This window comes from Burkholderia sp. MSh2 (assembly GCF_000731655.1).
Classification (GTDB): domain Bacteria; phylum Pseudomonadota; class Gammaproteobacteria; order Burkholderiales; family Burkholderiaceae; genus Burkholderia; species Burkholderia paludis.
In genome coordinates this window covers 50,130-63,622 of sequence record NZ_JPGM01000011.1, presented here as the reverse complement: position 1 = coordinate 63,622, position 13,493 = coordinate 50,130, and the positions used below count along the sequence as shown (strand labels likewise).

General features: G+C 67.8%; 11 protein-coding genes. 7 read left to right on the top strand and 4 right to left on the bottom strand.

The genetic code is table 11. The features are described from left to right. Nucleotides 1–63 precede the first annotated feature (63 nt). From zwf to GQ57_RS08395, 4 genes are all read left to right on the top strand, one after another. Nucleotides 64–1,533, top strand: coding sequence for a glucose-6-phosphate dehydrogenase (zwf, locus tag GQ57_RS08410; RefSeq protein WP_031403215.1), 1,470 nt, complete (start codon nucleotides 64–66; stop codon nucleotides 1,531–1,533). 88 nt (nucleotides 1,534–1,621) lie between these two features. Beyond that, nucleotides 1,622–2,302, top strand: coding sequence for a 6-phosphogluconolactonase (pgl, locus tag GQ57_RS08405; RefSeq protein WP_034197627.1), 681 nt, complete (start codon nucleotides 1,622–1,624; stop codon nucleotides 2,300–2,302). Then, nucleotides 2,280–4,208 carry a bifunctional transcriptional regulator/glucokinase gene (locus GQ57_RS08400; RefSeq protein WP_034197626.1) on the top strand — a complete coding sequence of 643 codons (1,929 nt, stop codon included), beginning with the start codon at nucleotides 2,280–2,282 and terminating at the stop codon, nucleotides 4,206–4,208. Before pgl ends, GQ57_RS08400 begins: the two co-directional genes overlap by 23 nt. A gap of 272 nt (nucleotides 4,209–4,480) precedes the next feature. Next, on the top strand, nucleotides 4,481–4,942 hold the full coding sequence (locus tag GQ57_RS08395) for a type VI secretion system amidase immunity protein Tai4 (protein ID WP_235212821.1): 462 nt from the start codon (nucleotides 4,481–4,483) through the stop codon (nucleotides 4,940–4,942). Nucleotides 4,943–5,114: 172 nt separating this feature from the next. Here GQ57_RS08395 and GQ57_RS08390 read toward each other — a convergent pair whose 3' ends face one another. Next, nucleotides 5,115–6,332: a Bcr/CflA family multidrug efflux MFS transporter gene (locus tag GQ57_RS08390; protein WP_034197625.1), complete on the bottom strand. Its 1,218-nt coding sequence runs from the start codon at nucleotides 6,330–6,332 to the stop codon at nucleotides 5,115–5,117. A gap of 251 nt (nucleotides 6,333–6,583) precedes the next feature. On the opposite strand from GQ57_RS08390, the gene GQ57_RS08385 reads away from it, so the two are divergent. From GQ57_RS08385 to ribD, 3 genes are all read left to right on the top strand, one after another. Further along, a complete protein-coding gene (locus GQ57_RS08385) occupies nucleotides 6,584–7,048 on the top strand; it encodes a hypothetical protein (RefSeq protein ID WP_031403220.1) in 465 nt (154 codons plus the stop codon). A gap of 177 nt (nucleotides 7,049–7,225) precedes the next feature. Next, complete coding sequence (gene hemL, locus GQ57_RS08380) at nucleotides 7,226–8,509, top strand: glutamate-1-semialdehyde 2,1-aminomutase (protein WP_034197624.1); 1,284 nt, start codon at nucleotides 7,226–7,228, stop codon at nucleotides 8,507–8,509. A gap of 15 nt (nucleotides 8,510–8,524) precedes the next feature. Beyond that, the gene (gene ribD / locus GQ57_RS08375) at nucleotides 8,525–9,646 is read left to right on the top strand and encodes a bifunctional diaminohydroxyphosphoribosylaminopyrimidine deaminase/5-amino-6-(5-phosphoribosylamino)uracil reductase RibD (RefSeq protein WP_031403222.1); all 1,122 of its coding nucleotides are present in this window, start codon (nucleotides 8,525–8,527) and stop codon (nucleotides 9,644–9,646) included. Nucleotides 9,647–9,934: 288 nt separating this feature from the next. Here ribD and GQ57_RS08370 read toward each other — a convergent pair whose 3' ends face one another. The 3 genes from GQ57_RS08370 to GQ57_RS08360 form a co-directional block, all read right to left on the bottom strand. Continuing rightward, nucleotides 9,935–11,242 carry an Nramp family divalent metal transporter gene (locus GQ57_RS08370; RefSeq protein ID WP_034197623.1) on the bottom strand — a complete coding sequence of 436 codons (1,308 nt, stop codon included), beginning with the start codon at nucleotides 11,240–11,242 and terminating at the stop codon, nucleotides 9,935–9,937. A gap of 158 nt (nucleotides 11,243–11,400) precedes the next feature. Beyond that, nucleotides 11,401–12,366 (bottom strand): sterol desaturase family protein, encoded by a 966-nt coding sequence (locus tag GQ57_RS08365; protein WP_031403224.1) that lies wholly within the window; start codon nucleotides 12,364–12,366, stop codon nucleotides 11,401–11,403. Nucleotides 12,367–12,376: 10 nt separating this feature from the next. Continuing rightward, nucleotides 12,377–13,408, bottom strand: a complete 1,032-nt coding sequence (locus GQ57_RS08360; RefSeq protein ID WP_034197622.1) for a YncE family protein — start codon at nucleotides 13,406–13,408, stop codon at nucleotides 12,377–12,379. Nucleotides 13,409–13,493: the final 85 nt, after the last annotated feature.

Genomic DNA, 13,493 nt, shown 5'->3' with positions numbered 1-13,493 from the left:
GTGTCAAAAATATTTTTATCGCACTACGGATCGCTTCCCAGCACCCCAACCCGGCGGAGACACATGCATACCGATTCCAGCTTTACCTTCGTACTTTTCGGCGGCACCGGCGATCTGTCGATGCGCAAGATCCTGCCCGCACTGTTCGAAGCGCATCGCGCGAACATGCTGGCGGAGAGCGGCCGGATCGTCGCCGTCGCACGCCACGAATCGGATCGCGCCGCCTATCTCGAATGGGTGGACACGCATGTGAAGCCGCACGCGAGCAAGGCGGCCGGCAAGGCGTTCGACGAAACCGCGTGGCAGTCCTTCCTCGAGCGCATCGACTACGTGCAGCTCGACCTCGGCCGCGCGGAAGACTACGTGGTGCTGCGCGACGCGATCGCATCGCTGCCCGGCATCCGCGTGTTCTACCTGGCGACGGGCCCGTCGCTGTTCGTGCCGATCTGCAAGGCGCTCGCGTCGGTGGGCCTGAACGAGGGCTCGCGCATCGTGCTCGAGAAGCCGCTCGGCTACGACCTGCGCTCGTCGAATGCGATCAACGACGCGGTCGGCGAGATCTTCGCGGAAGGCCAGATCTACCGGATCGACCACTATCTCGGCAAGGAGCCGGTGCAGAACCTGCTCGCGCTGCGCTTCGGCAATGCGCTGTTCGAGCCGCTGTGGCGCCGCGAATGGGTCGAGAGCATCCAGATCACGATCGCCGAGGAACTCGGCGTCGAGGCGCGCGGCGATTTCTACGACAATACGGGCGCGCTGCGCGACATGGTGCAGAACCACCTGCTGCAACTGCTGTCGATCGTCGCAATGGAGCCGCCGCACTCGATGGATTCCGACTCGGTGCGCGACGAGAAACTGCGCGTGCTGCGTGCGCTGAAGCCGGTCGATCCGCGCGACATCGGCAAGGTGGCCGTGCGCGGCCAGTATCATGCGGGCGTGATCAAGGGCGCGCAGGTGCCGGCCTACGCGACCGAGCCGGGCGTCAAGCCCGACAGCCAGACCGAAACCTTCGTCGCGCTGAAGGTCGAGATCGAGAACTGGCGCTGGGCCGGCGTGCCGTTCTTCCTGCGCACCGGCAAACGTCTTGCAGACCGCGTCGCGGAGATCGTCGTCAATTTCCGCCCGGTGCCGCACTCGGCGCTCGGCCCGACCGCGCTGCGGCCCGGTTCGAACCGCCTCGTGATCCGGCTGCAGCCGAACGAGACGATCCGCCTGTACTGCCTCGCGAAGCAGCCGGGCGAAGGCATGAACCTCGCGAGCGTGCATCTCGACCTCGCATTCGACCAGTTCTTCAAGGAAGGACAGATGGAGGCGTACCAGCGCCTGCTGCTCGACGTGATCAACGGGCGGCTCGCGCTGTTCGTGCGCCGCGACGAACAGGAAGCCGCATGGCGCTGGGTTGAGCCTATCCTGAACGAATGGGCACGCACGCTGAAGCCGCCGAAGCCGTACGCGGCGGGCACGTGGGGGCCGGCCGCGGCGAGCGCGATGCTCGCGCAGCACGACACCTGCTGGCTCGAGGAAGAAAACTGATGCAAACCGTTGCCGTGCGTGCCACCGCGTCCGGCAACGTGCCCCACGATTCGTACGATTTGAACAGACAAAGCAGTCCGGAGGAGATGTGATCGAGATCCACGCTTTCGACACCCAGGAAGCGCAAAGCGACGCGCTCGCGCGCGCCGTTGGCGATGCGCTGCGCGCCGCGCTCGCCGGCCCCGCGCGCCCGACGCTCGCGGTGTCCGGCGGCACCAGCCCGCGCCCGTTCCTGCAAACGCTGTCGCATGCGGCGCTCGACTGGGCCGGCATCGACGTGACGCTGGTCGACGACCGCTGGGTGCCGGAGGACGACGCGGCCAGCAACGCGCACCTCGTGCGCGACACGCTGCTGCAGCACGCGGCGGCCCCCGCCCGCTTCCTGCCGCTCGTCGACACGCGCAGTGCGCTCGACGCGCACGTCGCCGCGCTGAACGCGAACGCCGACTACCGCGTGCCGAGCGTCGCGGTGCTCGGCATGGGCGAGGACGGCCACACCGCGTCGATCTTCGCCGATGCGCCCGAATGGGACCACGCGATCGCAACGCACGAACGTTTCGTCGCCGTGCATCCCGGTGCCGCGCCGCATGCGCGCGTGAGCTTCTCGCTCGATGCGCTCAAACGCGTCGACCGGCTGTTCCTGCTGATCGCGGGCGAACGCAAGCGCGCGGTGCTCGACGCCGCGGCCGCATCGCTGCAGAAGAACGCGATTTCCCAACTGGCCAACGACAAGGGGACCCAGCTCGATGTCTACTGGTGCGCAAAGTAAGGCGGCCGTCGCGGGCCAGCATGCCGACGGCCCCCGCCTGCTCGCGGACGTCGGCGGCACCAACGCGCGCTTCGCGCTGGAAACCGGCCCGGGCGACATCACGCAGATCCGCGTGTATCCCGGCGCCGACTACCCGACGCTCACCGACGCGATCCGCAAATACCTGAAGGACGTGAAGATCAGCCGCGTGAATCACGCGGCGATCGCGATCGCCAACCCGGTCGACGGCGACCAGGTCACGATGACCAACCACGACTGGAGCTTCTCGATCGAGGCGACGCGCCGCGCGCTCGGCTTCGACACGCTGCTCGTCGTCAACGATTTCACCGCGCTCGCGATGGCGCTGCCGGGCCTGACCGACGCGCAGCGCGTGCAGATCGGCGGCGGCACGCGCCGCCAGAACAGCGTGATCGGGCTGCTCGGGCCGGGCACCGGGCTCGGCGTGTCGGGGCTGATTCCGGCCGACGACCGCTGGATCGCGCTCGGCAGCGAAGGCGGCCACGCGTCGTTCGCGCCGCAGGACGAGCGCGAGGACCTGGTGCTGCAGTACGCGCGCAAGAAGTTTCCGCACGTGTCGTTCGAACGCGTGTGCGCGGGCCCCGGCATGGAGATCATCTATCGCGCGCTCGCCGCGCGCGACAAGAAGCGCGTCGCCACGACCGTCGATACGGTCGAGATCGTCGAGCGCGCGCATGCGGGCGACGCGCTCGCGCTCGAGACGGTCGAAGTTTTCTGCGGGATTCTCGGCGCGTTCGCGGGCAGCGTCGCGCTGACGCTCGGCGCGCTCGGCGGCGTGTACATCGGCGGCGGCGTCGCGCTGAAGCTCGGCGAGCTGTTCACGCGCTCGTCGTTCCGTGCGCGCTTCGAGGCGAAGGGCCGCTTCACGCAGTATCTCGAGAACATCCCGACCTACCTGATCACCGCCGAGTATCCGGCGTTCCTCGGCGTGTCGGCGATTCTCGCGGAGCAATTGTCGAACCGCTCGGGCGGCGCGTCGTCGGCCGTGTTCGAACGGATCCGCCAGATGCGCGACGCGCTGACACCGGCCGAGCGCCGCGTCGCCGATCTCGCGCTGAACCACCCGCGCTCGATCATCAACGATCCGATCGTCGACATCGCCCGCAAGGCCGACGTGAGCCAGCCGACGGTGATCCGTTTCTGCCGCTCGCTGGGCTGCCAGGGGCTGTCCGACTTCAAGCTGAAGCTCGCCACCGGCCTCACCGGCACGATCCCGATGAGCCACAGCCAGGTGCATCTCGGCGATACGGCCACCGACTTCGGCGCGAAGGTGCTCGACAACACGGTGTCGGCGATCCTGCAGTTGCGCGAGCACCTGAACTTCGAGCATGTCGAGAACGCGATCGAGATCCTGAACGGTGCGCGGCGCATCGAGTTCTACGGGCTCGGCAATTCGAACATCGTCGCACAGGACGCGCATTACAAGTTCTTCCGCTTCGGGATCCCGACGATCGCATACGGCGACCTGTACATGCAGGCCGCGTCGGCCGCGCTGCTCGGCAAGGGCGACGTGATCGTCGCGGTGTCGAAGTCGGGACGCGCGCCCGAGCTGCTGCGCGTGCTCGACGTCGCGATGCAGGCCGGCGCGAAGGTGATCGCGATCACGTCGAGCAACACGCCGCTCGCGAAGCGCGCGACCGTCGCGCTCGAGACCGACCACATCGAGATGCGCGAATCGCAGTTGTCGATGATCTCGCGGATCCTGCATCTGCTGATGATCGACATCCTCGCGGTGGGCGTCGCGATCCGCCGCGCGTCGACCAACGGCGAGCTGCCCGAGGCCGTCGCGCAGGCGAAGGCACGCGCGAGCGACGACGAAACGGCCGACGTGCTCGACTGGCTGAGCCACGGCGCATCGCCGGCGGCGAAGGACGTCGCGCGGGATTGACGCTTCGGCGAAACACCGTCGATTCACGACACCCCGAACGCTGGATTCAGGCCCGGCGTTCGGGGTGTTTCACATGAGCGGCACCAATCCGAACGACAGCGCCCCGACAATCGTCGACGATCGTTTTGCCGATGTCGCCGCGTGATGTCGTACGTTCGTACGCGGACTCATTTTCGAACAAATCCAATTGTCGGCAGTCGCGCAGGCTCAGTAACCTCCTCCACTCCGCGTGATGCCGCCGTCCCGATTGAACGCGAAAAATGGAGTCTGCCTTGAGACAAAATCCGCTGCTACCGTGCGTGATATTTTGGGCACTGACGTTAGCGGCACATGCGAGCCATGCAGCCGGTACAACGTCGACGCCGCAAGCTGACGGCCGAGCCTACGCTCAGAACTACAAGGACATGGTGCTCGCCGAGTGCGTCGCGACCGCTTATCGGAATGAACCGTCTGCCGCCATGGACGCGGGAAGCAGCGCCAGCGCACTGATGGACTGGACATCCTTCGATCTGGAACGGAATCCCGACGCGGGCAAATCGCTGGTCAGTCGTTTTCTTGCACGCGACTACCGCAATCCGATCGTCGAATCCGAAATCAAAGGCGTCAGGTTTGATTTTTTGAAATGCCTGGACCTGTACCACAGCAAGGAACTCGATGCCCAGGTCAAGCGGTTTGTCATCAACCCGAAGCGCAGCTATCGACTCGACAATCGCTCGTCAGACCGTTCCAGGTGATTCGGATGTGTGGAAGCCGGTGCATGGCTCGCAATGCCGACACAGGCCCCTCCACACCGCGAAACCGCTATTCGACGCGTCCGGCCATTCGCGAGGCGACCAGTAGCAAATAGTCGCCCGGCTGCATTCGTGCACCCGTCTGTCCCCTCGCCTGCCAACGCTGCCGCACCGCTCAAGCCCCGGCTTTCACCGGCCGGCCATGCCAGCGCAGCACGAGATAGCGTCCGGCGAAACACAACACGCCCGATACGCCGATCGTCACGCCCATCGCGAACGGCGTGCCGTCCGCGAGCGCGCCGATCGCGACGCTCGCGATCGCGCCGAGCGCCAGCTGCATTGCGCCGAACACGGCCGCCGACGCGCCCGCGTTGTGTGGATAGCGATGCATGAGGTCGGTCGTGCAGTTCGCGGACAGGATCCCGACCACGCCGACGACGAAGAACAGGCACACGACGATCGACCACAGCCCGCCCCACCCCGTCAGCGCGACGAGCGCGACCGCGAGGGATGCGACGCAGCTCACGAGCGACGCGGCCGCGATGATGCGCAGCGAGCCGATGCGGCCGACGAGCCGCGTGTTCGTGAAGTTGCCGATCATGATGCCGACCACGTTCAGGCCGAACAGCAGCCCGTAGTACTGCGGCGACACGTGGAAATACTCGATGTATACGAACGGGGTCGCGGTGATGTACGAGAACATCGACGCGAACGCCATCCCGCCGCACAGCATGTGGCCCCATGCGACGGGATCGGACAGGATGCGCCCGTACGACGCGAACGACGCGAGCACGGCCGCGCTCTTGCGCCGCTCCTTCGGCCAGGTTTCCGGCACGCGCAGGTACGCGGTGACCGCGCAGACCGCGCCGAACATGGCCAGCACGACGAACACGCCGCGCCAGCCCGAGAACCGCAGGATCTGCCCGCCGATCAGCGGCGCAAGCAGCGGCCCGACCGCGGTGACGATCGCGACCATCGACAGCACCTTCGCCGCGTCGGTCGGCTCGTGCGCGTCGCGCGCGATCGCACGCGACAACACGGACGCCGCGCCGGCGCCGAGCGCCTGCAGGAAACGCACGAGGATCAGCATGTCGATCGAGCTCGACACGAAGCAGCCGATGCTCGCGAGCGTAAACAGTGCGATGCCGCCGAGCAGCACGGGACGGCGGCCCCATGTGTCGGACAGCGGGCCGTACAGCAGCATGCCGATCGAGAAGCCGGCCATGAAGCTCGTCAGCGTGCGCTGCGCGGCGCCGGGGCTGACGGAGAAGCCGTCGGCGATCGACGGCAGGCTCGGCAGGTACATGTCGGTGGCGATCGGCCCGCAGGCGGCGAGCGCACCGAGCAACAGGATCAGCCGGGCATCGGGCCGGCGTCGGACGACGTGAGACATGGGTATCCGGAATGAAGCCCGCGCGCATCGGGGTGCGCGTGGCGGTAAAGACGGGGGGCGCGCGCGTTGGACGCGTGTCCAGCCCATGATTGTACGCGCAACTTTCTCGGATGCCCCCGGCCGTGCCGCGGCGCACGGCCGGCAAGCGCCGACCGGCGCGGCGCTTGCCGCGCGGGAGCGTGCACGCGGATTCGATTAAGCTTGCGGCTCCACGCCTCTTTTGTCCGATCCATTCGACGCACGCCCCACCGATGACCGCTTTCCTGCTGATCTGGAGCCCAAAGAAATGGCCCTGGCCCGAACTGCCCGACGTCGCCGCGCGCGTGAAGGCCGGCGAGGCCGTGCATGACGTGTGGGGCTGCGGCTTCGCGCGCGGCATCCTGCCGGGCGACCGCGTGTTCCTGCACCGCGTCGCGCAGGCGCCCAAGGGCGTGTTCGGCTCCGGCTACGTGACGCGCGCACCGTACGAGGTACCCGATCCGTCGACGAAACGCGGCTACCGGCTGTGCATCGACTTCGTGTACGACTGGCTGGTCGACGCGCACCAGGACGTCGTGATCACGCGCGACGCGCTTCGCGTGCATCCCTACTCGGTGCAGACCTGGGATGCGCAGAGCTCCGGCACGGCAATCAAGCCGATGGTCGAAGGCCCGCTCGAGAAGCGCTGGGCCGAGCTCACCGGCAAGCGCAAGCCGCCGCCCCTGCCCGATCGATAACGGGGCCTGATTGCCTCGACTCCCCCTTTCGGCCCGCAGCCCCTCGCGCGCCGAAAGGCCGCAGACCCGGCCGCGGGCCCGCCGCGCGCGTCTCCGGTACAATCGGACGGATCGTTCCGCCCAGGCGCCGCGGCCCGTGCACAGGCCCCCCGCGCCCTTCTCTCGCAGGTTTCGTCCATGTCCAACAATCAGATCCTCTTCGAACGCGCCCAGAAGACCATTCCCGGCGGCGTCAACTCGCCGGTGCGCGCATTCCGTTCGGTCGGCGGCACGCCGCGTTTCGTCGCGCGCGCGCAAGGCCCGTATTTCTGGGATGCCGACGGCAAGCAGTACATCGACTACATCGGCTCGTGGGGCCCGATGATCGTCGGCCACGTCCATCCGGAAGTCCTGTCGGCCGTGCAGAACGTGCTCGCCGACGGCTTCTCGTTCGGTGCGCCGACCGAAGCCGAGATCGAGATCGCCGAAGAGATCTGCAAGCTCGTGCCGTCGATCGAGCAGGTGCGGATGGTGTCGAGCGGCACCGAGGCCACGATGAGCGCGCTGCGTCTCGCGCGCGGCTTCACGGGCCGCAGCCGCATCGTCAAGTTCGAGGGCTGCTACCACGGCCACGCGGACAGCCTGCTCGTGAAGGCCGGCTCGGGCCTGCTGACCTTCGGCAACCCGACGTCGGCCGGCGTCCCGGCGGACATCGCGAAGCACACGACCGTCCTCGAATACAACAACGTCGCCGCGCTCGAGGAAGCGTTCCGCGCGTTCGGCGACGAGATCGCCGCCGTGATCGTCGAGCCGGTCGCCGGCAACATGAACCTCGTGCGCGGCACGCCCGAATTCCTGAACGCACTGCGCGCGCTGTGCACGAAGCACGGCGCCGTGCTGATCTTCGACGAGGTGATGTGCGGTTTCCGCGTCGCGCTCGGCGGCGCGCAGGCGTACTACGGGATCGCGGCCGACCTCACCTGCCTCGGCAAGGTGATCGGCGGCGGGATGCCGGCCGCCGCGTTCGGCGGACGGCGCGACATCATGGCCCATCTGGCGCCGCTCGGCGGCGTCTATCAGGCCGGCACGCTGTCGGGCAACCCGATCGCGGTCGCCGCGGGCCTGAAGACGCTGCAACTGATCCAGGCGCCCGGCTTCTACGACGCGCTCACCGCGCAGACCAAGCGCCTCGCCGACGGCCTCGCGGCCGAAGCGCGCGCCGCCGGCGTGCCGTTCGCGGCCGATTCGATCGGCGCGATGTTCGGCCTCTACTTCGCCGAGCGCGTGCCGGCGAGCTTCGCCGAAGTCACGCAGAGCGACACCGGGCGCTTCAACCGCTTCTTCCACCTGATGCTCGACGAGGGCGTGTACTTCGCGCCGTCCGCGTACGAAGCCGGCTTCGTGTCGAGCACGCACGACGATGCGGTGATCGACGCGACGCTCGCGGCCGCGCGCCGCGCCTTCGCGGCACTCGCCGCCTGACCCGGGCCTGCGCGCATGTTCTCGGACATCGATTTCGCCCACATGCAGCGCGCGCTCGCGCTCGCGGCGCGCGGCATGTACACGACGGCGCCGAATCCGCGCGTCGGCTGCGTGATCGTCAAGGACGGCGACGTGATCGGCGAAGGCTTCACGCAGCCGGCCGGCCAGGACCACGCGGAAGTGCAGGCGTTGAAGGACGCGCGCGCGCGCGGCTACGACGTCGCGGGCTCGACCGTCTACGTGACGCTGGAGCCGTGCAGCCACTTCGGCCGCACGCCGCCGTGCGCCAACGCGCTGATCGACGCGCGCGTCGCGAAGGTCGTCGCGGCGATGGAAGACCCGAACCCGCAGGTGTCGGGGCGCGGCCTCGGGATGCTGCGCGACGCGGGCATCGACGTGCGCTGCGGGCTGCTCGCGCATGAAGCCGGCGAGCTGAACATCGGCTTCGTGTCGCGAATGACGCGCGGCCGCCCGTGGGTGCGGATGAAGACCGCCGCGTCGCTCGACGGCCGCACCGCGCTGCCGTCCGGCGAGAGCCAGTGGATCACCGGCGAGGCCGCGCGTCTCGACGGGCACGCGTGGCGCGCGCGCGCATGCGCGATCCTGACCGGCATCGGCACCGTGCGCGAGGACAACCCGCTGCTGACCGTGCGCGGCATCGACACGCCGCGCCAGCCGCAGCGCGTGCTGATCGACAGCCGCCTCGACCTGCCGCTCGACGCGCGGCTGCTCGAAGGCGCGCCGCTGCTGATCTTCTGCGGCCGGCTCGATGCCGCCGGTGAAGTGCGCGCGAACGTGCTGCGGGCGCGCGGCGCGGAAATCGTGCCGCTCGCGAATGCGCACGGCAAGGTCGACCTGCCCGCGATGCTGGCGGCACTCGGCGCGCGCGGCGTGAACGAGCTGCACGTCGAGGCCGGCCACAAGCTGAACGGTTCGCTGCTGCGCGAACGGTGCGTCGACGAACTGCTCGTCTACCTCGCGCCGAGCCTGCTGGGCGCCGACGCGGCCGGCATGTTCGACCTCGCCGCGCCGGCGAGCCTCGATGCACGCACGCGGCTCGCGTTCCACGGGTTCGAGCGGATCGGCGACGATCTGCGGATCCTGGCGCGCTTCACGCCAGCCGACGCCGCGCGCTGAACGGGATTGTCGTGACCGTCCACGTGGTCGACGGCCACGCGGACGGCTGCGAATGCCCACCCCTCCCGATTCCGCATGCGGTCGAGGCCGCGATGCTGCGCCACCGGCAGGCCGGCGACCAGGTCACTCTTCAGGTCGGCATGATCGCCGGTATGTGGAAAGACGGCTGCCGGCGTCCATTGCCGGCCATCCGTCGACGAGGTCGTCCGGCCTTCGACGGCGCTCCGCGCCGCCGACTCCTCGAATCCGCCCGGTTCGATCAGATCCCGACACCGGCCCCCGCCCCGCTCACGCCGCCATGCCCGGAATCGCGACGCCGAAAGTCTGCAGCAGCAGGATGGCATTCAGCACGAGGATGATCGCGGTCGCGCCGATCGCGGCGATATCGGTGACGCGGCTGTTCACGAACTCGCCCATGAGGTCCCGGCGGCGCGTGAACAGGACCAGCGCCACCATCGGGACCGGCAGCGCGAACGACAGCACGACCTGGCTGAGCACCAGCGCCTGCGTGGCGTTCACCCCGAGCGCCACGACCACAAACGCCGGCACCATCGTGACGAGCCGCCGCAACCAGACCGGAATCCGGAAACCGACGAAGCCCTGCATGATCATCTGGCCCGCCATGGTGCCCACGACCGAGCTGGAGATGCCGGAGCTGATCAGGGAAATCAGGAAGATGACCGCCGCGCCCGCGCCAAGCAACGGCGTCAGCGTGTGATAGGCGGTCTCGATTTCGGCGACGTCGCTGTGCCCCGCATGGAACGCGGAACTCGCCATGATCACCATCGCCATGTTCACCAGGCCGGCCAGGGACAGCGCGAACACGACTTCCCGGTTCGAAAAGCGCAGCAGCAGGCGGCGCTCGCGCAGGTTGCGTCCCACGATCCGGCCCTGGGTCAGCCCCGAATGCAGGTAGATCGCATGCGGCATCACCGTGGCGCCGACGATGCCGACCGAGACGGTCAGCGCCTGCGCGCCGGGCAGCGACGGCACGACCGAATGCAGCGCCACCTGGCCCCACGCCACCGGCGCGATGAACATCTCGGCGAGATAGCACAGGCCGATCACGCCGACGAGCGCGCCGATGATGATTTCCATCGGCCGGAATCCGTTGCGCTCGAACAGCAGGATCGCGTAGGTCACGATGGCGGTGACGCCCATGCCGATCGTCAGCGGCAACTTGAACAGCAGCGCCAGCGCAATCGCGCCGCCGAGGAACTCGGCGAGATCGGTGGCCATCGCCGCCACTTCGCTGACCGCCCACATCAGGTAGACCGCCGGGCGCGGAAACTGCTCGCGGCACAGCTCGGCGAGATTGCGTCCCGTCACGATGCCGAGCTTCGCGGACAGCGCCTGGAACAGCATCGCGACCAGGTTGGCCATCGATACCACCCACAGCAGCGAATAGCCGAACTGCGCCCCCGCCTGGATATTGGTCGCGAAATTGCCCGGATCCATGTACGCGATCGACGCGATGACCGCCGGGCCCGCGAACAGCAGCAACGTGCGGGCTCCGCGCCGGTTGCCGGCGAGCACGTCGTGAATCGCGAACGTCGCGCGATCGCTCAATGTGCTCCTGCCCGTCACGGTATTCATCCCGACCTCCGTCGTACGACGCGCTTCTTAAAAACTATCATACGGGAATTTCAATTTCAAATAACTATCGAATCGGGAAACGGGAACCGGCCCCGCGATCGGCGCCCGGCGCCGGCCGCTGGCCGCTGGCCCGAGCGGCCGGTTCCCGGCGTGGCGCGTTACGAACCGCGACGCGAGCCGCGCGATGCGGCGCGGAATTCTTCGACGAAGAACTGCAGGCCGCCCAGTTGCTGTGCGAGGTAGCCGCCCGTCGCCATCGATTCCGGTGCGCGTTTGTCGCCGGTGGGCGGATACTCGTTCGAGAAGTCCGCCGTGCCGAACAGCATGTCCCAGAACGGGAAAACCGCGCCGTAATTGCACGAGTTGCGGCCTGCCGCGCGCAGCCCGTGATGCAGGCGGTGAAAGCGCGGCGACACGAGCAGCCGGTCGCCGAGCCAGCCGAACGAGAGCTTGATGTTCGCGTGGCTCAGGCTCTCGATGAAGCGCATGAACAGGAACAGCAGCGGGAACTGCAGCGGCGGGATGCCGATCGCCAGGCCGACGACGCCGAACCAGAGCCCGGCGACGAGGTCGTCGAGCAGGTGGTTGCGGTCGTCGGACCAAAAGCTCATCTGCCGCTGCGCGTGATGCAGCGCATGCAGCGCATACCAGCTGCGGAACGCATGCGAGAGCCGATGCCGCCAGTAGTCCGCGCAATCCAGAATGAGCGCGTAGCAGACGAACGTGACGACCGGGTGCCCGAGCAGCGGCGGAACGATCGTTTCGAGCGTCGGCGGGATGTAGCCGAGGCTCACGATGAAGCCGTTGACCCATACCTGCACCTGGTAGAACAGCAGGAAGCTGACGACCGGCAGCACGCCGACCCGGTTCAGGATCGTATAGAACGCATCGGTCAGCACCGCCTTGCGGTCGTCCCAGCGTTCGATCGGAAAGAACGCCTCGAGCGGCCAGCACACCGCGTAGGTCGCGACGACCGCGAAGAAGCCGTACACGCAGATGAGCGCCCAGTCGAACGAGAGCTCCTCCCACTGCATCCAGCCGAAGTGGTAGAGCAGCGGCAGCACGAGATACTGGTCGATCTCGCCGGCCAGCATGTTGAAGAACCTGTCGATGAAAGTCAGCATGGCGAATCCGTTACAGGGTCTCCGCGGTAATCAGGCCGGGCCGGCGCAATTCGGTGGTCAGGAAAATGCCGTGCGGCGAGCGGCCCACGTCGATCGTCTCGTAGCTGCCGCTGACCGGATCGAGCACCGCGACCTGTTCGCGAAAGCGCAACGTAACCCACAGCTTGCCGTCCGGCGCGACGCTGACGTCGTCGGGGCCGGCCCCGTGGAACGGATAGGTGCGGCGCAGCGCGTAGGTGACCGGATCGAGCGCGGCGAGCGACCCGCCGATGCGGTTGCTCACGTACAGCGTCTTGCCGTCGGGCGTGAGAAAGATGTTGTGCGGGCCGACGCCGGTCTTGATCCGGCGCAGCACCTTGCCGTCCGCCGGATCGACCTCGGCCACGTGGTCGGCACCCATCACGCAGACGAGCACCTTGCCGTTGTGCCACAGCACGCCCGCCGGCGTGGCGCCCACCCTGGCGGTCCAGCGCACCGTCATGCTGCCGAGGTCGAACGCAACCAGCGTATCGGACTCCTGCATCGAGCTGAAGCTGGTACGCGCGTCCGGCGCGAAGTCGAGGTGGCTCGGCATCCCGCCGGCCTCGAAGCGCTTGACGAGCGCGAGGTCGTCGGCCCGATACACGTCGACATAGTTCAGGCGCAGCGCATTGACGACGAGGTAGCGATGGTCCGGACTGAAACCGAGCTGATACGGATCGGCGATGGTCTTGTGACCGAGCGCCGTGCCGGTGAGCGGGTCGACGACGAACAGCGCGTTGCCGCTCGCGTCGGCGATGTAGAGCTTGCTGCGATCCGGGGTCAGTGCCCAGTGGCTGGGCTCGCGCAGCGTCGGCAGCGTGCGCACGACCCGGTGCGTCGCCATGTCGATGACCGACACGCTCGCCTCGCCCGAATTCATGACGATCGCGAGTGCGGGAACGGAGGTGGGGGCGGAAGCAGCGGCGGCGAGACCGGAACGAAGCGAGAGAAGCGGTGACAGGCTCAGGCCCAGGGGAACGGCAAGACTGTGGCCGAGCCACGTACGGCGAGAAAGCTTCATGAATTGTAAGTGGTCCGAAATAATTCAGCAGCATGTGCATCCGCCGACGGGTATCGCAAGCGGCACGCTGCGGACACTATATCGT

Bases quoted from the DNA above. Each gene is read 5' to 3' on its own strand.
- GQ57_RS08400 (WP_034197626.1), top strand. From the start codon at position 2,280: ATGTCTACTGGTGCGCAAAGTAAGGCGGCCGTCGCGGGCCAGCATGCC.
- ribD (WP_031403222.1), top strand. From the start codon at position 8,525: ATGTTCTCGGACATCGATTTCGCCCACATGCAGCGCGCGCTCGCGCTC.
- GQ57_RS08390 (WP_034197625.1), bottom strand. From the start codon at position 6,332: ATGTCTCACGTCGTCCGACGCCGGCCCGATGCCCGGCTGATCCTGTTG.
- hemL (WP_034197624.1), top strand. From the start codon at position 7,226: ATGTCCAACAATCAGATCCTCTTCGAACGCGCCCAGAAGACCATTCCC.
- GQ57_RS08365 (WP_031403224.1), bottom strand. From the start codon at position 12,366: ATGCTGACTTTCATCGACAGGTTCTTCAACATGCTGGCCGGCGAGATC.
- GQ57_RS08385 (WP_031403220.1), top strand. From the start codon at position 6,584: ATGACCGCTTTCCTGCTGATCTGGAGCCCAAAGAAATGGCCCTGGCCC.
- zwf (WP_031403215.1), top strand. From the start codon at position 64: ATGCATACCGATTCCAGCTTTACCTTCGTACTTTTCGGCGGCACCGGC.
- GQ57_RS08360 (WP_034197622.1), bottom strand. From the start codon at position 13,408: ATGAAGCTTTCTCGCCGTACGTGGCTCGGCCACAGTCTTGCCGTTCCC.
- GQ57_RS08370 (WP_034197623.1), bottom strand. From the start codon at position 11,242: ATGAATACCGTGACGGGCAGGAGCACATTGAGCGATCGCGCGACGTTC.